General features: G+C 30.7%; 18 protein-coding genes and 1 other RNA gene. 9 read left to right on the top strand and 10 right to left on the bottom strand.

Annotated features, from left to right (window positions below; translation table 11 throughout):
* Nucleotides 1-87 precede the first annotated feature (87 nt).
* From JAO71_RS15175 to JAO71_RS15165, 3 genes are all read left to right on the top strand, one after another.
* Nucleotides 88-930 (top strand): universal stress protein, encoded by an 843-nt coding sequence (locus JAO71_RS15175; protein ID WP_116822531.1) that lies wholly within the window; start codon nt 88-90, stop codon nt 928-930.
* A gap of 110 nt (nt 931-1,040) precedes the next feature.
* Complete coding sequence (locus tag JAO71_RS15170) at nt 1,041-2,621, top strand: protein adenylyltransferase SelO (protein ID WP_203001640.1); 1,581 nt, start codon at nt 1,041-1,043, stop codon at nt 2,619-2,621.
* An 82-nt stretch (nt 2,622-2,703) separates the two neighbouring features.
* Nucleotides 2,704-3,135 carry a DUF2452 domain-containing protein gene (locus JAO71_RS15165; RefSeq protein WP_203001638.1) on the top strand — a complete coding sequence of 144 codons (432 nt, stop codon included), beginning with the start codon at nt 2,704-2,706 and terminating at the stop codon, nt 3,133-3,135.
* 94 nt (nt 3,136-3,229) lie between these two features.
* On the opposite strand, the gene fsa is transcribed toward JAO71_RS15165, so the two are convergent.
* The 3 genes from fsa to ffs all read right to left on the bottom strand — a co-directional run bounded on the left by fsa (nt 3,230) and on the right by ffs (nt 5,205).
* Nucleotides 3,230-3,883 carry a fructose-6-phosphate aldolase gene (fsa, locus tag JAO71_RS15160; RefSeq protein WP_028290433.1) on the bottom strand — a complete coding sequence of 218 codons (654 nt, stop codon included), beginning with the start codon at nt 3,881-3,883 and terminating at the stop codon, nt 3,230-3,232.
* A 281-nt stretch (nt 3,884-4,164) separates the two neighbouring features.
* Nucleotides 4,165-4,965, bottom strand: coding sequence for an SDR family oxidoreductase (locus tag JAO71_RS15155; RefSeq protein WP_203001636.1), 801 nt, complete (start codon nt 4,963-4,965; stop codon nt 4,165-4,167).
* Between the two features lie 141 nt (nt 4,966-5,106).
* An RNA gene (gene ffs, locus JAO71_RS15150) (signal recognition particle sRNA small type) lies at nt 5,107-5,205 on the bottom strand.
* 88 nt (nt 5,206-5,293) lie between these two features.
* Here ffs and JAO71_RS15145 point away from each other — a divergent pair.
* From JAO71_RS15145 to JAO71_RS15135, 3 genes are all read left to right on the top strand, one after another.
* Nucleotides 5,294-6,331: a glutaminyl-peptide cyclotransferase gene (locus JAO71_RS15145; protein WP_203001634.1), complete on the top strand. Its 1,038-nt coding sequence runs from the start codon at nt 5,294-5,296 to the stop codon at nt 6,329-6,331.
* Nucleotides 6,332-6,441: 110 nt separating this feature from the next.
* The gene (locus JAO71_RS15140; RefSeq protein WP_203001632.1) at nt 6,442-7,206 is read left to right on the top strand and encodes a hypothetical protein; all 765 of its coding nucleotides are present in this window, start codon (nt 6,442-6,444) and stop codon (nt 7,204-7,206) included.
* A gap of 69 nt (nt 7,207-7,275) precedes the next feature.
* A complete protein-coding gene (locus JAO71_RS15135; protein ID WP_203001630.1) occupies nt 7,276-8,829 on the top strand; it encodes a hypothetical protein in 1,554 nt (517 codons plus the stop codon).
* Nucleotides 8,830-9,075: 246 nt separating this feature from the next.
* On the opposite strand, the gene glyA is transcribed toward JAO71_RS15135, so the two are convergent.
* The gene (glyA, locus tag JAO71_RS15130; RefSeq protein WP_116822524.1) at nt 9,076-10,350 is read right to left on the bottom strand and encodes a serine hydroxymethyltransferase; all 1,275 of its coding nucleotides are present in this window, start codon (nt 10,348-10,350) and stop codon (nt 9,076-9,078) included.
* 144 nt (nt 10,351-10,494) lie between these two features.
* Here glyA and fahA point away from each other — a divergent pair, with 144 nt between their 5' ends.
* Nucleotides 10,495-11,787, top strand: a complete 1,293-nt coding sequence (gene fahA / locus JAO71_RS15125; RefSeq protein ID WP_203001628.1) for a fumarylacetoacetase — start codon at nt 10,495-10,497, stop codon at nt 11,785-11,787.
* A 118-nt stretch (nt 11,788-11,905) separates the two neighbouring features.
* Nucleotides 11,906-13,087 (top strand): hypothetical protein, encoded by a 1,182-nt coding sequence (locus tag JAO71_RS15120; RefSeq protein ID WP_203001626.1) that lies wholly within the window; start codon nt 11,906-11,908, stop codon nt 13,085-13,087.
* A gap of 52 nt (nt 13,088-13,139) precedes the next feature.
* Here the strand turns inward: JAO71_RS15120 and JAO71_RS15115 are convergent, their stop codons facing one another.
* The 6 genes from JAO71_RS15115 to JAO71_RS15090 form a co-directional block, all read right to left on the bottom strand.
* Entirely contained in the window at nt 13,140-14,111 is a 972-nt protein-coding gene (locus tag JAO71_RS15115; RefSeq protein ID WP_203001624.1) for a T9SS type A sorting domain-containing protein, read from the bottom strand.
* A 56-nt stretch (nt 14,112-14,167) separates the two neighbouring features.
* On the bottom strand, nt 14,168-14,773 hold the full coding sequence (locus tag JAO71_RS15110; protein WP_116822520.1) for a MarC family protein: 606 nt from the start codon (nt 14,771-14,773) through the stop codon (nt 14,168-14,170).
* Nucleotides 14,774-14,785: 12 nt separating this feature from the next.
* Nucleotides 14,786-15,298: a DUF3124 domain-containing protein gene (locus JAO71_RS15105; protein WP_116822519.1), complete on the bottom strand. Its 513-nt coding sequence runs from the start codon at nt 15,296-15,298 to the stop codon at nt 14,786-14,788.
* 5 nt (nt 15,299-15,303) lie between these two features.
* Entirely contained in the window at nt 15,304-15,690 is a 387-nt protein-coding gene (gene ytxJ / locus JAO71_RS15100; RefSeq protein WP_028290422.1) for a bacillithiol system redox-active protein YtxJ, read from the bottom strand.
* Between the two features lie 68 nt (nt 15,691-15,758).
* On the bottom strand, nt 15,759-16,175 hold the full coding sequence (locus tag JAO71_RS15095; protein WP_028290421.1) for a response regulator: 417 nt from the start codon (nt 16,173-16,175) through the stop codon (nt 15,759-15,761).
* 2 nt (nt 16,176-16,177) lie between these two features.
* On the bottom strand, nt 16,178-18,997 hold the full coding sequence (locus tag JAO71_RS15090) for a PAS domain S-box protein (protein WP_203001622.1): 2,820 nt from the start codon (nt 18,995-18,997) through the stop codon (nt 16,178-16,180).
* Between the two features lie 469 nt (nt 18,998-19,466).
* Between JAO71_RS15090 and clpB the strand changes: the two genes are divergently transcribed.
* Nucleotides 19,467-22,082, top strand: coding sequence for an ATP-dependent chaperone ClpB (clpB, locus tag JAO71_RS15085; RefSeq protein ID WP_203001620.1), 2,616 nt, complete (start codon nt 19,467-19,469; stop codon nt 22,080-22,082).
* Nucleotides 22,083-22,148 lie beyond the last annotated feature (66 nt).

The raw sequence follows: 22,148 nt of genomic DNA, 5'->3' as shown, positions 1-22,148 counted from the left end.
AATTCAACTAACAATTGATAAACATGATTTTTATCATTTTTTAAAATTAGCTTTCATTATAAATTTGTTCGAATAAGAACAAATACAATGAAAACTATTCTATTACCTACAGATTTTTCTGATAATTCTTGGAATGCCATTCAATATGCCTTAAACTTTTACAAGCATATTAATTGTACATTTTACTTATTACATGTTAATAGATTAAGTGATACCATAACCAATGACAATGTGTATTTAAGCACAATTGACGTTATTGATGAAATGTATATTAAACCTTCAAAAAAACAACTAAACAAATTATTAAAAAAGATAGCAACATCTTTTCCTGAAAATACAAAACATACTTTTTACACTATTTCAGACCATAATTTTTTTATTGATTCTGTTAGAAAACATGTCGAAGAAAAAAAAATAGACCTAATTGTTATGGGAACCAAAGGTGCATCAGGATTACAAAAATATATTTTAGGTACAAATACAGGTGATATTATAACAAAAGTACATTGTAACACATTAGTAATCCCAGAACAGGCAAAATATACAACGGTTAATGAGGTTGCTTTCCCTACAGACTTTTTACAGTTTTATGGCAGTCATACTTTACAACCAATATCAGATATATTAGAACAACAAAAAGCAACTGTCAGAGTATTACATATTACAAAAAAACAAAAAGACTTAAACGAAGATCAGAAGCAAAACAAAGACTTTTTAGAAGACTATTTTAGTCAATTTATTTCAAGTTTTCATTTTTTAACAAATACTAAAGTAGAAGCTGCTGTACAATGTTTTGTAGAAAGCAGAAATATTGATATGATTGCTATGGTAGCCAAAAACCTTAATTACTTTCAGCAAATATTGTTTCATAATAAGGTTGAAGATATTAGCTATCAAACTACAGTTCCATTTTTAGTGTTACATGAATAATGTTATTTAATTATTAAAACAATTTCAAGACAATCCAATGTGGTTAGTACAAGCAAGACAATAATCCAAACTATTGATTGTGTATCTTTGTAAAAAAGATAGCTACACTAATGCATTTTGATTTAAAAAACACGTTTACACATTCACTTCCTGCAGATCCAATTACAGATAATAGTAGACGTCAAGTCCCTAAAGCCTGCTATAGTTTTGTAACACCAAAACCGACTGCTAACCCTAAATTAGTTCACGTTTCTCCAGAGATGTTGGACACCTTAGGTTTGTCAGAAAACGATGCTAAAACAAAGGCATTTTTAAATATTTTTACTGGTAATACAGTTTTAGAAAACACAAAACCTTATGCCATGTGTTATGGTGGACATCAATTTGGACATTGGGCTGGACAATTAGGAGATGGACGTGCTATTAATTTATTTGAAGTTGAACACAATAATTTAAACTGGAAATTACAATTAAAAGGAGCTGGAGAAACACCATATTCTAGAACAGCAGATGGATTAGCAGTTTTAAGAAGTTCTGTTAGAGAATATTTATGTAGTGAAGCAATGTACCATTTAGGTGTACCAACAACACGTGCTTTAAGCTTAGCTTTATCTGGAGACCAAGTATTACGAGATGTGATGTATAATGGCAATCCTGCTTACGAAAAAGGCGCTATCGTCACCAGAGTGTCACCTAGTTTTTTACGCTTTGGTAGTTATGAGATACATGCCTCTCGTAACGATATATCGACCCTTAAAACACTTGTAGATTATACTATAAACACTCATTTTTCTCATCTTGTTACTGCAAATACAAAAGCAGAAATAAACAAACAAACCTATATTCAGTTTTTTAACGACGTTGCTACACGTAGTTTAGACATGGTTATCCATTGGCAACGTGTTGGATTTGTACATGGTGTAATGAATACTGATAATTTATCCATTTTAGGACTAACCATAGATTATGGACCTTATGGTTGGTTAGAAGGTTATGAGCCTGGTTGGACACCAAATACAACTGACAAACAAAATAAGCGTTATCAATTTGGTACACAACCAGACATTGTACTTTGGAATTTGTACCAATTAGCAAACGCATTGTATCTACTAATTGAAGAAGCAGAAGGTCTAGAAGCTGTTTTAGCTAATTATGCAGAACAAAAAGACATCAAATACTTACAAATGATGCGTAGTAAAATTGGATTGTCATCCGAAGAACAACTGGATGCCAACTTAATTCAAGAATTAGAAGATTGTTTACAGTTAACAGAAACAGATATGACTATCTTTTTCCGTAACCTATCAGATTTCAATAGCACTACTCCTACTAATGGATTACAAATTATTCGTGAGTCTTTTTACGACATAAAATCTGTAACCGAAGCTGTAAAAAACAGATGGAACTTGTGGTTTGATAGTTATGCAGACCGTTTACAACGCGAGTCAATTTCCGCGAAAGCGAAAAAAGAAAACATGAACAAAGTAAACCCCAAATATGTGTTACGTAATTATATGGCACAATTAGCAATAGATGATGCTAACAAAGGAGATTACAAATTAATTGACGAGCTATACAATCTTTTAAAACAACCTTATGCAGAGCAACCAAAACATCAAAAATGGTTTGCAAAACGACCAGAATGGGCTAGACATAAGGTAGGCTGTTCTATGTTATCTTGCAGCTCTTAAAATTAGGTTAAAAAGAAGGCTAACTGGTTTTCAATAAAAATAACTACTTAGTATTTTGTATCTTTACATAAAAAGAAAAAGGATGTCAGACACTAAAAAACCTGATAATATTGTCTTTAATCAAGAGACACAAAAATACGATGCATCACTAAAACCGTATGCAACAAATGTTGGTGCTCCAGCTATAAAAGTTACAGAAAACGTCACCTGGAAAAACAAAAACGTACACAAAGCCAATCAACAAATTAAAGCTAAGTATTTAGAGCTAAAAGCAGAATACGAAAAAATGATGGATGAGCTAGAATACAACAATTTAGTATATAACGCTAAATTTAGTTTTCAACCTATAATTGGTGATACTTATCATTTATACAGAGACAAAAATGGACAACCCTTTTTATCTATTATCTCTCCAGACCAATGCAACTTTGATTTTGTAGGTAGTTTTTATTTAAACTCAGAGCATATCTGGAAAAGAAAAAATCAAGACGACAACACACAACAATTACAATAACAAAAAAAATCCCAAGTAAACAACTTGGGATTTTTTTTATAATATATATTAAAACAGTAATTGTCAATTGACTGACTAATACTGTTAATAATATTTAGTTTCCTTTTTTGTAATCTTCTAAAAACTTAGCTAAACCACTATCTGTTAAAGGGTGTCTTAACAAACCTTCAATAGAGCTTAAAGGACCAGTCATAACATCTGCACCTAATTTAGCACAATCAATAACGTGCATTGTGTGACGTACAGAAGCAGCTAAAATTTCAGTTTCAAAAGCATAGTTATCAAAAATATGTCTGATTTCTGCAATTAAGTTTAAACCATCTGTAGAGATATCGTCCAAACGTCCAATAAAAGGTGATACATAAGTTGCACCAGCTTTAGCTGCTAATAATGCTTGACCAGGAGAAAACACTAACGTTACATTAGTTTTAATACCTTTATCACTAAAGTATTTACAAGCCTTAACACCATCTTTAATCATTGGTAATTTAACCACAATTTGATCGTGTAATTCAGCAAGCGCTTCACCTTCTTTAACCATCCCTTCAAAGTCAGTTGAGATAACCTCTGCACTAACATCACCATCTACAATATTGCAAATATCAACATAATGCTTCATAATATTATCGTGACCTGTAATACCTTCTTTAGCCATTAAAGATGGATTAGTCGTCACACCATCTAAAATACCCATATCCTGAGCGTCTTTAATCTGGTCTAAATTGGCAGTATCAATAAAAAATTTCATTTAAAAAATATTTAAGTTGTGTATATTTAATTATTTGGGCGTTACCACAAGGGTCAGGCTGTCCGTTATATCTTTTTTTGCCATTTGTGGCAGCAAAAAAAGGATGCCACTTCCATCCTTAACGCAACGCAAAGTTACAATTTAACTTTAGCATCTAAAATAATCATATCAAATGATATTAACATTTTAATTAAAGTCAAACGTTTTTACGAAAAAAAATAATTTCAATTGATTGTATTAATATAAGAACTTGGAATCTTTAATTTATTACTTGGAGTTTCCTATAACTTATAATGGTTTAAAAGCAACTTTTCGTACATTTTATCTGATAATAAAAACTTTAATACTATCGAAAATTTTTGCATTGGTGCACCAACCTTATAATGTATTTTCGGTTTTTTAGTATTAATAACCTGATGTACTTTTTTAGCCACAGCAATTGGTGAGCTACTATTATCTACATGATCATCAATATCCTTTAAAACATTTGGATATTTAGTGTATGGAGAATCTTTTAAAACAGGAGCATGATAACGTCCAGCTGCAATATTGGTAGCAAAATCGCCTGGAGCAATATTGGTAAATTGTACACCAAAATCCTTAGTTTCCATACGTAATGCTTCCGTTACAATCTCCAAAGCACCTTTACTAGCACTATAAATACCACGATATGGTAATCCCATATAACCAGCAATAGATGTAATATTAATTACTAGACCTGATTGTTGTTTACGCATCTGTGGTAATACTGCTTTAATAACATTTATTGGTCCAAAAAAGTTAGTATTAAAGTTATGTTGGATTTGCTCTTGCGGTATTTCTTCAATTGCACCATTAATACCTACACCAGCATTATTAACCAACACATCCAGTTTACCTTCTGCTTTAATCACTGTACTAACAGCTGTTGCAATAGTTACCGTGTCATTAACATCCAAAACAACCAACTTAAACATACTATTAGTATAGTTTGAAGGATTACGACTGGTACCATAAACGGTAAACCCTTTATCGGTTAAAAACTCTCCAATAGATTTTCCAATTCCTGAAGAACCTCCTGTAATTAATACAACTTTAGACATGTAAATAATTTTAAAAGTTAAAAGTAAAAAAGTTGAAAGCACATAACGACTTTAACCAAAAAAGATTTGCTAGAATTAACTAACAAATCTTTTTTTTATGTTTGTAAATCTCTTTTTAATAAAAGGATTTAGAATAATCAAAAAAGGCAAGCTACCTACATCACACCGCTACGACCATTTACCTTTGCTTCGTTCCCGACCTGGAGGATTCAACAGGAGCTGGTTGTGTAGGACTTGCCGAGTGCAAAGATACACACATTTTATTTTTTCGCAATCATTTTTTATAATGAATTTTAATAAATAACTTGCTAACAAATAAGTTTACAAAATGAAAGCATTTAAATACCTTACAATCATATTTTTAGCCACTACTCTTTTTTCTTGTGGTGAAGACGTTGAAGCTCAAAAAAAGAGCTTTTCAGTAACAACTAACGCTAAAAATGGTACAATTAGCATTGATAAAACGCTAGAATTGTCTCTAAAAAATCCTAAAAACATCCAAGTTTCTTCTGTCACGTATCAGTTAAACGGAAAAACAATTGAAGCTAAACAACAACTTTCTGACTTTAAATTAGGCGAACATAATTTAAAAGCTACCATAAATTTTAATGGCGAAACTGCAGAAATTAACCAAACCATTGCATTATTAAGTGATGTGGCTCCTAAATTTTTGAAAGTAGAAATTTTAAATACTTTCCCACATGACAACACCTCTTTTACACAAGGTTTAGAGTTTAATAATGGTGTATTATATGAAAGTACTGGACAACGTGGCGAATCTAAAATCAGGAAAATAGATTACAAAACTGGTGACGTTATTACTGAAACAGCTATACCTGACGCTTTTTTTGGAGAAGGAATTACAGTTTTAAACAATACCGTTTACCATTTAACTTGGCAAGGTCGTAAAGGGTTTACTTACGATGCTAACACTTTAGAGAAAAAAAGCAGCTTTAATTATGGACAAAGTCAAGAAGGTTGGGGATTTGCTAACAACGGAACTAAACTTTATAAAAGTGATGGTACTAGTTTAATATGGTTATTAAATCCAGAAACTTTAGTTGAAGAAGACCATATACAAGTTTGTACTACAAAAGGAAAAATTGGTAGATTAAACGAAATTGAATTTGCTAACAACAAATTATACGCTAATATTTGGGAGAAAAACGGAATTGCAATTATAAACCCTAAAAATGGTGCTGTAGAAGCGGTTATTGACTGTACAATACTAACCAAACAAATTCCTGATTTTTCTATTAACGAAAACTGTTTAAATGGTATTGCTTACAATCCTGAAACTGAAACTTTCTTTTTAACAGGTAAGCGTTGGGATAAATTATTTGAGGTTAAAATTTTAGAAAATTAACCTAATATATTAAAAGTTAAAAGTTTACAAATTGGCTGTTAAAGTCTCTTAATTAAATTTTTCATATAAAATGATAAATCTAAATTTGAGGCTAATCAACCAACCAAACATTGAAAACTTTTACAATAATATTTATCTTATTGACAGGCTATTTTGTGTCTGCTCAAACAGTAAACGGAATTGTTTACGACTCTATTGCTACCATAGAAAACATTAAAATCACCAATCTTGTTTCAAAAAAAATGACTGCTTCAGATGCCAACGGGACATTTTCAATAGCAGGAAAAATAGGTGATACTTTAAAATTTAGTTCGATATTTTATAAGGAACAAACATTAGTTTTGAAAGCTTTTCATTTCCACGAAAGTGTCGTTATTGAGCTAAAAAAAATCTACAATAATTTAGACGAAGTCAAACTTATAACACCATATAAGGAGCAATTAGCAGATGTTAAAACAGTAGAATCTAAATTAAAAAATCAAATTTTAGAGGATATAAAAAATAATCCTCACCTCTATTCTGATCAACCTGTAGCTGGTGGAATAGACGTCATTCAGGTTTTTGGATTAATTGCTAAACTGTTTGAAAATAAAGATAAATATGTTCCGCCTCCATTTATTGAAATGACCTATGAAGATTTAGAAACGCTTTTTGAACAATCAAAACTATTTAATAGCAGTTTTTTAGTTAATGATTTAGCAATTGAAAAAGACTACATCCCAATGTTTTTAGAATTTGTTATTAAAAATGAACTTAACAGTAATCTTCTAGAAAAGGAAAAAGAGTTTGAACTACTAGAAATTTTTGTACAAAAAGGTCAAGTATTTAATAAAATTGTAGCAGACTTTAAAAAAGAACAACTTAATAAGAATTAAAGGCTTTTGATACTAAATCATTAATTCAAAAGTTATATTTTAGTCAACCAAAGTTACAATTACATTTATATGAAGCGTACGCTATATTTTATCTGCTGTTTAGGATTTATATTATTTTGCAGTTCTTGTCGTAAGGATTTTGAGTTTCAGGCTAGTTCTGGAAACCTAGGTTTTTCTAAAGACACAGTATATTTAGATACTATTTTTGCAAATATTGGCTCAAGTACCTATAACTTAAAAGTGTACAATAATAGTAACGAAGATATCTCTATACCTAATGTACAACTACAAAATGGCGAAACCTCTGGTTACCGATTAAATCTTGATGGTCAAGCCGGAAAAAGCTTTAATAATGTAGAGTTATTAGCTAAAGATAGCTTGTTTATTTTTATCGAAACAACTTTTAATACGACCACTACTCCACTTACTGACGACCAATTTTTATATACCGACAAAATAATTTTTGATGCTGGAGCTAACCTTCAAGATGTAGATTTAGTGACTTTAATTAAAGATGCTAATTTTATTTATCCTGATAAAAACAACACAACTGGTGTTGTTGAAACCCTAACACTTACAATAGATGGTCAACCTGTAGAAACAGAAATACAAGGACGAGAACTATTACCAGAAGAACTAACATTTACAAACCAAAAACCTTACGTAATTTATGGTTATGCTGCAGTACCATCAGGCGAAACATTAACTATTGATGCAGGAGCACGTGTCCATTTTCATGCTAATTCTGGATTGTTAGTCTCAGAAGGTGCTACTTTAAATGTCAATGGAGATTTAAGTACTGACCAAGACCTTTTAGAAAACGAAGTGATTTTTGAAGGTGATAGACTAGAACCATTATTTAGTGATGTGCCTGGACAATGGGGAACTATTTGGCTATTTGATGGCAGTTTAAACAACACTATAAATCATGCAACTATTAAAAATGCTACAGTTGGAGTGTTATCAGATGGTAATGCTGATGCTGTAACAGATAAATTAACCATTACCAATTCTCAAATCTATAATATCAGTACGTTTGGTATTTTAGGTCGTAATACCTCTATCAAAGCAGATAATTTAGTTCTTAATAATGCTGGACAAGCTAGTTTTGGTGCCACTTTTGGTGGAAAATATAATGTGACCCACTCTACTATAGCAAATTATTGGAACAGTAGTTTTAGACAATTTCCAGCCTTATTAATTAATAATTTTGTTATTGATGAAGACAATACTGCTTTTGTTTCTGATTTAACTGAAGCTAATTTTAGCAATTGTATAATTTACGGAAATGATAATCCTGAGTTGTTAATAGATGAAATTGAAGATGCTTCAATTGTATTTAACTTTAAGTTTACTAATTGTTTGTTACAATTTCAGGATAGCAGTAACTTTTTTACAAGTGAAAACTATGATTTTGAAGATACTACACATTACGAAAACATGATTTTTAATGATGATCCTGATTTTAGAGATGCTTTTGAAAACGATTTAATGATTGGTGAAGATTCTGCTGCAAATGGTCAAGGTAATACTACTTTTGCTACACAAGTCCCTAATGATATTTTAGGTGTTGATAGAACTGCAAGTCCAGATTTAGGCGCTTATCAGCACACTGATTTTTAAGACTAAAAACCTCTTTAACTCTATAAGAATAAGAGAGTACTAAATGTGACTTGAATATTCTTCATTAATTCAATTTAAAATCACTTAAATTAAATAAACACATATCGTCAGTTCGAGTGCGTCGACGTAGGATACGTGTATCGAGAACTTTTTTTGTATCACTACATTAAAGTAAAAACCACAAAACAAAAAAGCCAGCTTTTCAGCTGGCTTTTTTTCCGCGAAAGCGAAATATATAATTTTAAATTAGGCTACAAATAAAGGTAAATCACTCATCATTGCATTTACTTTAATAGCAATTTCGTCTAATTTATCTTCATTGTCATGATTTTTAATCACTTCATCAATTAAATCAACAATAACCTCCATTTGGTCTTCTTTTAAACCTCTAGTTGTAATTGCAGCAGTACCTATTCTAATTCCTGACGTTACAAATGGCGATTTATCGTCAAAAGGCACCATGTTTTTGTTTACTGTAATATCTGCTTTTACCAATGCTTTTTCTGCATCTTTACCAGTAATATCTTTGTTACGTAAATCAATAAGCATCATATGGTTATCTGTACCACCAGAAATAATTTTGTAATCGCGCTTTACAAATGCTTCAGCCATAGCTGCTGCATTTTTCTTAACTTGTAGCATATAATGCATAAATGGCTCAGTTAACGCTTCTCCAAAAGCAATTGCTTTTGCTGCAATGATGTGCTCTAAAGGTCCACCTTGATTACCAGGAAATACTCCAGAATCTAATAAAGAAGACATCATACGTAGGTTTCCGTTTTTAAGTTTGATTCCAAATGGGTTTTCAAAATCTTTACCCATTAATATCATTCCTCCTCTTGGTCCACGTAATGTTTTATGTGTTGTTGTTGTTACAATATGACAATGAGGTAATGGATCGTTTAAAATACCTTTTGCTATTAACCCTGCAGGATGCGATATATCTGCTAATAAAATAGCTCCAACACTATCTGCTATGGTTCTGAAACGTTTAAAATCTATATCTCTAGAATAAGCAGAGGCACCAGCAATTATTAATTGTGGCTTTTCTTTAGTTGCAATTTCTTGTATTTTATCATAATTTAAAATTCCTGTCTCTTCCTCTACTCCATAAAATACTGGATTATATAATTTACCAGAAAAATTTACTGGAGAACCATGTGTTAAATGGCCACCATGTGATAAGTCAAACCCTAATATTTTATCACCTGGTTTTAAACAGGCATGATACACTGCTGTATTGGCCTGACTACCAGAGTGAGGTTGTACGTTTGCATATGCTGCACCAAACAAAGTTTTTGCTCGGTCAATAGCTATTTGCTCAACCTCGTCAACCACTTCACAACCACCATAGTAACGCTTTCCTGGATACCCTTCGGCATACTTGTTTGTTAGTACAGATCCTGCAGCTTCCATGACTTGGTCACTGACAAAGTTTTCTGATGCAATTAGTTCTATACCATCTAATTGGCGTTCTTTTTCAGCTTGAATTAATTCAAAAATTTGTTCGTCGCGTTGCATAATTGTATTGTTTTTAATTTCCGCTTTAAGCGAAAATAGTTTTATCGTTAAATATTTATCAAAAATAAGAAATAACCCTTTTAAATAATTGAAAAAACATATATTTACTTATAATTTATAAACAACAAATCAACAATTATATATATGCCATTATCAGCCAATAATCCAGATAGAAAATCGTGGTTACACGTCGATAAAAATTCAGATTTCCCTATTCAGAATATTCCTTTTGGTGTTTTCTTAACTAGAGATGACATTATTACCATAGGAACAAGAATTGGTGATACTGCAATTGATTTAGGCGCTTTACACCAATTAGGCTATTTTGAAGGAATCCCATTAACAGATGATATTTTTTTACAAGATACCTTAAACGATTTTATCGCAGATGGTCGTAAAACTTGGCGTTTAGTTAGAAACAGAATTGCCGAAATATTTGATGCCGATAATACATCTTTAAAAGATAATGTAAAAAACAAAGAAGTTGTATTATTTAGACTAGATGAAATTGAAATGCAATTACCTGTTCAAATTGGTGATTACACAGATTTTTACTCTAGTATTGAGCATGCTACCAATGTCGGTACGATGTTTAGAGATCCTGATAATGCATTATTACCAAACTGGTTACATATACCTGTTGGATATCATGGTAGAAGTAGCTCTATTATACCTTCCGGAATACCAGTACACAGACCACAAGGTCAAACCTTACCTGCTGGAGCAACAGAACCAGTTTTTGGTCCAAGTAAGTTAGTAGACTTTGAGTTAGAAATGGCTTTTATTACTACTGATGCTAATGATTTAGGAGAACCAATACCTGTAAATGAAGCTGAAGAATATATTTTTGGTCTAGTTTTATTTAATGACTGGTCAGCACGTGATATACAAAAATGGGAATATATACCATTAGGACCATTTTTAGCAAAAAACTTTGCGTCTTCAATTTCTCCTTGGATTGTAACCTTAGATGCGTTACAACCATTTAAAGCAGACAACCCAAAGCCTTTAAAAAAGCAATTACCATACCTACAACAGTCTGCTAAAAAGAATTATGATATTAATTTAGAAGTTGCTATACAACCAGAAAAAGCTAAAGAAACGGTTGTTACACGATCTAATTTTAAACATATGTATTGGAGTATGTCTCAACAATTAGCACACCATACTATTAATGGTTGTCCTGTTAATTCTGGAGACATGATGGGAAGTGGTACCATATCTGGACCAACTCCTGATAGTTATGGATCTATGTTAGAATTATCTTGGAGAGGTGAAAAACCTGTAAAAATGCAAGATGGAACTGAACGTAAATTTATAAACGATAACGATACTGTTATTATGAGAGGTTACTGTGAAAAAGATGGTACTAGAATTGGTTTTGGAGAAGTTAAAACAAAGTTATTACCTGTTTTTGAACCTAAAAAAACAAAATAACAACACATTATATTTCAAATACTTAACCCTTAAATTTAATTATTTAAGGGTTTCTTTTTTTGGTTTGGCACGCAATTTGGATTTCTATTAACATAGAAACCAATTAAATCCAAAAAAGATGAAAAATTTTACACTTATTACAGTACTTCTTCTAGTGCTAACATCTTGCGTTGGAAGAAAACAAATTGAAAAACAATTACATTCTGGTAATTATGATCTAGCAATAAGCAATGCTTTAAAAAAACTAGAAAACAACAAAGACAAAAAACGTAAACAAAGTTATGTAATGATGCTTCAAGATGCGTTTTATAAAGTTGTTGAACAGGATCACACCAACTTAAACCATTTAACTAAAGATGGTAATCCAGAGTTATATGAAACCATATATAATACTTATTTAGATTTAAATAGTCGTCAAAATGCTATTAAGCGTGTTTTACCATTACAGATTGGTGGACAAAATTTAGAACTTGATTTTAATGATTATAGTAATGAAATTATTAATTATAGAACTAAAGTATCAGAATACAAATACACACAAGCGAAACAGTTAATGACAACAAATGATAAGTTTTACAATCGTGATGCTTATGAGTTGTTACAGTCTATTGAAGCTATTAATCCTAACTACAAAAATGTTAGAGAATTAATGAATGAGGCACATTTTAAAGGAACTGATTTTGTTTTAGTTACTATACAAAATCAAACACGTCAAATTTTACCACAACGTTTAGAGGCTGATTTATTAAATTTTGATACTTATGGGCTTGATCAATTTTGGACAACTTATCACGCTAACGCTGATTACAATTTAGAGTATGATTATGCTATGGATTTGCAATTACAACGTATAAACATATCTCCAGAGCATGTTACTGAAAGACAATTATTGCGTCAAAAAAACATAGTTGATGGTTGGGAATATGTTTTAGACGCTAACGGAAACGTAGCAAAAGACAGTTTAGGTAACGATATTAAGCAAGATAAAATTGTTAATATAAAAGCTAGATTTTTTGAAATAAACCAATTAAAATCTACACAAGTTATTGCTAAAGTTGTGTATACTGATTTAAAACAAAATCAAATATTAGACAATTTTAATATTGATAGTCAATTTGTTTTTGAAAACACTTTTGGAACCGTTAAAGGTGATCAAAGAGCTTTAAATAACGATGACTTACAATTATTAAAAAACAAACAAGTGCTTTTTCCAAGTAATGAACAAATGGTTTATGATACTGGTGAAGATCTAAAATATAAACTTAAAGATATCATATCAAGATACCGTTTTAGAAGTTAAAACATATATTTTTGAAACAAAAAACTCTCAAATTACTTTGAGAGTTTTTTTATTATTTTTTAATAATTTTTTTTGTCGATACATTTCCTAATTCATCTTTGAGTTCTAAGAAATAAATACCCGAAGTTAAATCCTGAAAATTAATTTCAAAATTTTCACTTATCAATTTTCCATAAGCATCAAATAACTTTTTATTTTTTATTGTATTACTTGAATTAATCTTAAGGTCATTAGTAAATGGATTTGGATATACTTTGAAATAAATACTTTTAAAACTTGACAAAGATAATACGTTACACTCTGCTTCGTTTTCAACAAATGTAGAAGCGTTATCTATTTGCCAATCTTGATAATCATTCACTAGATTGTTTGCATCTGATGCATTATCAACATAAATACAAGTCAATGCTGGGTTAAGTTCCGCTCTAAAATTAGAATAAGTATTTGATGGATCAGTAGTGGTTCCTGCTAAAAGACCATTAGCTCCATTTCTTACATCTAAACTTGTTAAATCATTTTCATAACACCATAGCCTTTCTAGCAAATTGTTTGCAGATACATCTAAGGATGTCAATTGGTTTAAAGCACAAAAAAAAGAAGTAAGTGATAGATTTTGACTAATATCAATACTGCTTAGTTGATTTTCACTACAGTTAACAAGTGTTAGATTTGGATGATTACTAATATCTAAACTAGTTAAACTATTTGTAAAACAGAACAAACTTTCTAAACTTAAATTATTAGACAAATTTAATGTTGTTAAATTATTTTGTCCAACATTTAAACTTGTTAAAGCAACAAAATCCTCAATTCCAGTTAGATCAGAAATATTTTCATTTCTAACATTTAAAAAAGTCAAAGACTCGATATCAGAGGTTAAAACAACTCCATTAATAGTTCCATCACTATCAATACCATCGTTGATTAAAGCTTGTTCGAAATTAGAATCTGGAATGTTAGTCGTTTGGCTATAAATTTGAATATTAGAAAATAAGCAAAGAATAAAAAAAGTAATTTTAGTCATCTTTTTTTTGATAAAAATATATTAAAAACATTAATACAAAAAATTACCTGATATTTTTATGCAAAAAAATCCTTCAACCCACTTAAAATACTTTGCACAGCGTAAGATGCCAGTATCAATCCCATAATTTTACTTATTACAGTAATACCGTACTCTCCTATCTTATCTTGAACTTTATTAGCTGCTAACAATAAAAGACCAGTTAAACCAACTACTAAGAAGACTAGTAATGTGGTTAACAACTGTTGTTGAACTGTATATATATGATTATCAGTTAGCAATACCACTGCCATTATAGCTCCTGGTGAAGCTATGGAAGGGATTGCCACAGGAAAAATAGTTACATGTTTATAGTCTTTAATCCCGTGTTTTTCAGTTTCGGGTTTACCTTCTCCAAAAATCATAGTTAAAGCAAATAAAAATAATATTACACCTCCAGAAATTTGAAACGCATCTAACGTAACATTCATTCCTTCTAGAATTAATTGACCAATAACTATAAAAAACAACAAGACTAAAAAAGCTACAAAACTAGCTCTTATAGCAACTCGCTTTTTATATTTTTTATCAAAATTTTTAGTTGCTTCTAAATACACAGGTATAGAACCTAAAGGATCTATCACTGCAAATAAAAACAGGAAAGAGGTTAAAATTTCTTTCATAAATTATAAACACTATTTTTTTAAAGTTACACCTTGAGTAGTAAAAGATAAACCTTGCTGTCCGTAGGTTGTAATCATAACACCTTCAAAATAAGGTGGATTTACATGTTTTGGTATGGACCAATCAAATAAAAAGTTAGCTCCAGTACCACCTTCACTATCTGTTTCATTTATAACGATCTCTATAGTTTGCATTGGCTTTACAAAAATTGGCTTTACAAAATAAGATTTAATCAACTGACCTTTAGTATCATAAAAATCAGCCTTGTTTATAAAAATAGTATCAGAGGTATTAATGTTTCTTATACTTACAGTTGCTGTTAAATCATGCTTTTTATGCTCTGTAACACTATAAATTTGCGAATATACAGACAGATAACTTGAACCTGTTAATAACGAATCTGACAACTTTGCATTCCACTGCATATTTTTCCAGTTGTTGGAAGGCACGCTATCATTGTTTTTTTCAGTTTCACAACTAAAAAAAGAGAATAGTATTAAAATAAAAAACAATATTGGCTTCATTATGATTAATCAAATTGGTTAAGATTTATTTCATTTATTTGACCATGACTTGCATGTGCAACAGCAATACCATTTTTTACAACAATTAATTGTGGTGATTGGTGCATGACTTGAAATTTATAACCCGTCTCATTAGACACCTCTCTATAGTTTAATAAATCTAAATAGTATAAATCTATATTTAAATCTAAGTCATACATTGCAATAAACTGGTTCATAACCATACTACTTATACCGCATCTTGTAGAATGCTTAAATATAACTTGAGTTTTAGTTTTTGATTTTTGAACAATAGAATCTAATGCTTCAACAGAGGTTAAAGGTATCCATGGTAAAACCTTTTTTTCTTTTGGTTGAGTGTCGCTTCCAAATAATTTATTAAAAATCCCCATTTGTATTTCTTTTTTTAGTTTAAATTATACCAAATTTTTAACGAAGATACTACAGGAAAACGTATAAACTATATCCTAATTTCCTTATTTAAACCTTCTAATATATTTTGAAGTTCTCCTCGTTTAATTGGCTTAATTATGTAGTCGGAAATTTCGGAAATACTTGCAGCTTTTTTTACATCTTTAGCATCAACTGAGGATGACACCATATATATAGTTATTTTTTTACCAACTCTGGGATTGATTTTAACAAACTCATCCATAAACTGAAATCCATCCATGATTGGCATATTAATATCTAATAAAATAACGTCTGGTAATGCTTTAACATTTTCAATGTTTTTAGTTATAAAATCAAATGCCTCATCACCATCAGAAAATGCCATAATGTTTTTATCAAAACCTATAGACTTTAAAATTTTAACTACAGTAAATTTGTAGATTTCGTCATCATCAACAATACAAATATTTAAATCGCTTTTCATTTTTATTTATTAAAATTAATGATGAAGGTTGATCCTTCATTAACAACACTTTCAGCAGTAATCTTACCACCTAATGCTTCAACATGTAATTTGGTCATAAATAGACCGACTCCTTTTGCTTCAGGATGTCTATGAAAAACTTTATGTAGACCAAATAATTTATGTCTGTGTCTGTTAAGGTCTATGCCTAATCCATTATCTTGGATGTGTAATACTGCCTTTCCATCAACTTTAGTTGTCCATACATGAATTTCGGGTGTTCGGGTTTGAGACCTGTACTTCAATGCATTTTCAACTAAATTAAGAAAAATACTTTCAAAATAAATCTTATTGTAAGAAATTTTATTTATTTCTGAAAAATCAAAGGTAATATTAGCTTTAGTCTTAATAATTTGAGCAGCTAGTAACTCTTTTGTTTTATATAATGTCTCATCAAAAAACACATTTGACTGGCTTACTCTATCATTTTTAACTTTAAGAGCTTGTACTAATGTATTTAAGGTAAGTGTTAAGTGACTGGTTACCTTTTTAAAATTATATATTACTTCCTCCTTTTCTAATTGATCTACAGACAAATCATACATGTCCAACAAAGAGTTTAAGTTACTTACAGGAGCTCTTAAATTATGAGACGTTATTTGGGCAAAGTCAGCTAATTGCATATTTTGTGCTATTAATTTATCAGCTAAATGCTCTAAATTTTTATTAGCACTTATTATTTTTTGCTTGTCTTCTTTTTGTTTAGTAACATCTCTAATTGCTGCAGATACAAGCAACCCATCTTCTGTCTCAACTGGACTTAAACTAACTTGAACTGTAAATTCTTCCCCTTTTTTATTTACACCTATTAATTCTTTATTTTCACCCATCCCTATCGACTTAGGATCCTCAAAGTAATTATCCTTATAGATTTTAAAATTTCCGACAATACGTTTTGGTATTAAAATTTCAATCTTCTTATCTAATAATTCAGTATAGGTATAACCAAACATTTTTTCAGCTTGCTTATTTATTAAATGTATTCTTTTATTAGCATTTAAAATTATCATGGCGTCTGGAGCAGACTCAAGTAATCCTTTAAATTTAATTTCAGCCATACGCTGTTTAGTAATGTCTTGGCAAGTACCTATAATTTCACATATTTCATCATTACTATCTTTAATTACTTTTCCTAATACACTAACTGTTTTAACTGATCCATCTGAAACCACTATACGATGTACAAGCTCTCCATCAAAACACTTGTTAGTCATTGTTTGCTTCATATGATTTATTAACAGATCAACATCATCAGGATGAGTCATTTCTAATAAAGTATTTTTATCTATTTTAACATCTTTATCTATACCTGAAACATCATACATACTAGAAGACCATGTTATTTTATCTGATTTAGTATCTAAAATCCAATGACCTATATTATTAATTTTTTCAGCAAAATTTAAAAGTTCATTTTGTTTAAGCAGTTTACTTTCAGCTTGCTTCAAGTAAGTAATGTCTTGAACCACTCCAAATACTCTTACACATTCTCCGTCTACAAATTCTGCTTTACCAATATCTCTCACCCATATATGTTCTCTGTCAGATGTTATAACTTCCAACTCTAAATCAAATGGTTTCCCTGTATTTTTTATAGTCTGTATGGCTTTAATTATTTTTTTACGACTAGCTCCATCTTTATACAAAAACAAGCTTCTATTGCCATACAACTGTTTATCACTTTTAATTTTAAGAAACTTTTTAGCCATAGGGCTAAATGTTAATTTATCAGATTTCACATCCAACTCCCAAGTACCAATTTTAGCAACTTCACTCGTGCTTTTTAAGATTTGTTCAACTTTTTCTTTCGCTAAACGTTCTTCTTTTTGCTTTGTAATATCACCTGTATACATTAGTAAACCTCCAACTTTACCGTCAGATAAATACCAAGGTCTTACATCCCAAAATATCCATTGTACTGTTCCATCTGCTCTTACAAAAGGAGCCTCTTCACAAACATCAATATATCCATTTAAACATTTTTGATGATTTGCTTTCCAGTCGTCTCCTATTTCTGGAAAAATGTCGTAATGAGATTTCCCTATTATTTCTACATTTTCTTTATTATACGTTTTTTTCCATTTTTCAGAAACAGCTATATATTTCATGTCCTTATCTAACATCGCTAAAGATGGGGCTGCTTGAGAAATAAATATTTGATTGTAATATTCTTTTTGTTCCAGATCAAATCTTAATTGATCTAATTCTTCTAAATTTTTATCAACTAAAGACTGTGTCTTTTTTAATCGAGTATTACTAATTTCTAAATCCTTATTTTTTGCTAATAACAATCGTATATTAGGAAACCATAAAAAGAAAAAACCAGTAATCATTATTATTACACATAGACCGCTAATTTTATAAAAATTATACTCAATTTGCTTCAAGTTAGATTCTGCTCGTTTTTGATATTCGTTAACAATTGCATCCATAGCAAATAAATAAGCCAACTCAGTAGCTCTAAACTTAGCCATGTTACTACGATTATAAACCGTAGCATTTATCAAATCTTTACTCTCTTTAATTAATAATTTTAAATTACTATCAACAATACTAAACAATGAGTCAAGTTTAGCTGAATGATCTGTTTTTATATATTCATTAAATAAAAACAAATGAGAAGTCTTTAGCTCTTCAGATAATTGGTATATAGAATCGCTTATAACATGTCTTGGCAATAGGTTCTTGTCATTATGGGCAATAAAAGTTAATTTTGATAATCGCTGGCTTAACATCCTTTGTTTACCAGATTTATTTATTAAGTAGGCATCATTATGCTGCACTAAAACGTGTTTTTTTAAAATATAAAAAAAGGAGAGAAATACTATTAAAAAAATAGTAGTAAAGATTATAAATCTTTGGTTGGTTTTTCGTTTGAGGTTATTCATTATTAAGCTAACATGATATTTAATTTATAGTTGATTAAACTGCAACCATTACAATTTAAACTAAGGGGTAACTATTGATCAATACATAACAAATTAATCAAGTATCATTTTAGGAGAATTACAACATATTTCAAGTTTTATAAAATTAATTACTAGAACTACAATATACGTAACATTAACAATATTAAATATAAGCTTAATTTTATTAAAACCCTAAACAAAACGACAAAAAGTCACTTAAAACCAGTGCAATACAGACATTTTGTCTTACAAAAACACTTGGTAAGGTAATTGAAATAGAGATGATGTAAAACAATTAAATAATATGGTTTTCGCTAAAGCGGAAATAAAAAAACATAAATATATGAACCCAAATAATTATACAATCAAATCGCAAGAAGCCATACAACGTGCGCAACAGATTGCACAAAGTTATGGTCATCAACAAATAGAAAATGAACACTTTTTTAAAGCCATTTTTGAAGTTGATGAAAACGTACTACCATTCATCTTGAAAAAATTGAATGTTAATATTAATGTACTAGAATTAGCCTTAGACAAACAATTAGAAAGTTTTGCTAAAGTTACAGGTGCAGATTTAGTGCTATCCAGAGAGGCTAGCAAAACCTTAAACGAAGCTTCAATCATAGCAAAAGCCATGAATGATGATTACGTCTCTGTAGAGCACTTTATACTAGCTATTTTTAAATCAAATAGTAAAATAGCGCAAATGCTAAAAGACCAAAGTGTTACAGAAAAAGGTTTAAAAGCTGCTATTGAAGAGCTAAGAAAAGGAGATCGTGTGACTTCACAAAGTCAAGAAGACACTTACAATTCACTTAACAAATACGCAAAAAACCTCAACCAATTAGCAAGGGACGGAAAACTTGATCCTGTTATTGGACGTGATGAAGAAATTAGAAGAATCCTTCAAATACTTTCTAGACGAACCAAAAATAATCCTATTCTAGTTGGTGAACCTGGAACTGGTAAAACTGCAATTGCTGAAGGTTTAGCACACAGAATTGTTGATGGTGATGTCCCTGAAAATTTAGTTGACAAACAAATTTTTGCTTTAGACATGGGAGCACTTATTGCTGGAGCTAAATTTAAAGGCGAGTTTGAAGAGCGTCTTAAAGCTGTTATTAAAGAAGTTACAGAAAGTGAAGGTGACATAGTCTTATTTATTGACGAAATCCATACACTTGTTGGTGCTGGAGGTGGTCAAGGTGCAATGGATGCAGCTAATATTTTAAAACCTGCTTTAGCACGTGGAGAGCTTCGTGCAATTGGAGCTACAACTTTAGATGAGTACCAAAAATATTTTGAAAAAGACAAGGCTTTAGAGCGTCGTTTCCAAAAAGTAATGGTCGACGAGCCTGATACAGAAAGTGCAATTTCAATACTAAGAGGTATTAAAGAAAAATACGAAGCTCACCACAAAGTACGTATTAAAGATGATGCTATTATTGGTGCTGTAGAGCTGTCTCAACGCTATATAACCAATCGTTTTTTACCAGACAAAGCAATTGATTTAATGGATGAAGCTGCTTCTAAAATGCGCATGGAAATTAATTCTAAACCAGAAGAATTAGACGTCTTGGATAGAAAAATCATGCAATTAGAAATTGAAATTGAAGCCATAAAGCGAGAAAAAGATGAAGTTAAACTTAAATCTTTAAGAAACGATTTAGCAAACCTTAAAGAAGAAAGAAACGAAATTAATGCCAAGTGGAAAAGCGAAAAAGAAGTTGTTGACAACATCCAAAATACAAAACAGGATATTGAAAACTTTAAGCTTGAAGCTGAAAAAGCAGAACGCGATGGTGACTATGGTAAAGTAGCCGAGTTACGTTATGGTAAAATTAAAGAAGCACAAGAGCAACTAGAACTTTTACAAAAAGATTTGCAAGACAATCAGTCTGAAAACTCTTTAATAAAAGAAGAAGTAACCTATGAAGATATAGCCGAAATTGTTGCACGCTGGACAGGTATACCTGTTACCAAAATGCTACAAAGTGATCGTGAAAAATTACTTAAACTTGAAGACGAATTACATAAACGTGTTGTTGGTCAAAACGAAGCTATTACTGCTGTTAGTGATGCTGTTAGACGCAGTCGTGCTGGATTACAAAATCCAGACAAACCAATCGGTACCTTTTTATTTTTAGGAACTACTGGTGTTGGTAAAACCGAATTAGCAAAAGCTTTAGCAGAATACCTTTTTGATGACGAAGGCGCAATGACTAGAATTGATATGAGTGAGTATCAAGAACGTCATGCGGTAAGCAGATTAGTTGGTGCACCTCCAGGATATGTTGGTTATGATGAAGGTGGACAATTAACCGAAGCTGTTAGACGTAAACCATATTCTGTGGTACTTTTAGACGAAATTGAAAAAGCACATCCTGATACTTTTAATATTCTGTTACAAGTATTAGATGAAGGCCATTTGACAGACAACAAAGGACGTATTGCAGATTTTAAAAACACAATAATTATTATGACTTCAAACATGGGAAGCCAAATAATACAAGAGCGTTTTGATGCTGTTAAAGATGTGGACACAGCAATTGAAGGCGCTAAGGTTGATGTTTTAGCTTTATTAAAGCAAACGGTTAGACCTGAGTTTTTAAACAGAATAGATGATATTATAATGTTTACACCACTGACTCAAGATAATATTACTGAGATTGTTGGATTACAATTAAAAGGAATCACTAAAATGATTGCCAAACAAGGTATTACATTTGATGCCACTCCACAAGCAATAACCTATCTTGCTAATAAAGGTTTTAATCCAGAATATGGAGCAAGGCCTGTAAAACGAGTGATTCAAAAAGAGGTACTAAACCAATTAAGTAAAGAAATTTTATCTGGTCAAGTTAGTACAGAAAGTATCATTTTGTTAGATGAGTTTGATGGACAACTAGTCTTTCGTAATCAAGGAGATTTAGTAACAGAAGACATACAGTCATAAAGTTCTGTTAATGCAAAATAAACCAAATATCAACACGTTTTGATAATGGTTGGTTAGTTGAAAAGC

Origin of the sequence: Olleya sediminilitoris, assembly GCF_016785945.1 — a bacterium.
In the GTDB taxonomy this organism is placed as follows: Bacteria; Bacteroidota; Bacteroidia; order Flavobacteriales; family Flavobacteriaceae; genus Olleya; species Olleya sediminilitoris.
The sequence above is the reverse complement of the archived record's forward strand: the minus strand, read 5'-3'. Positions and strand labels throughout refer to the sequence as shown.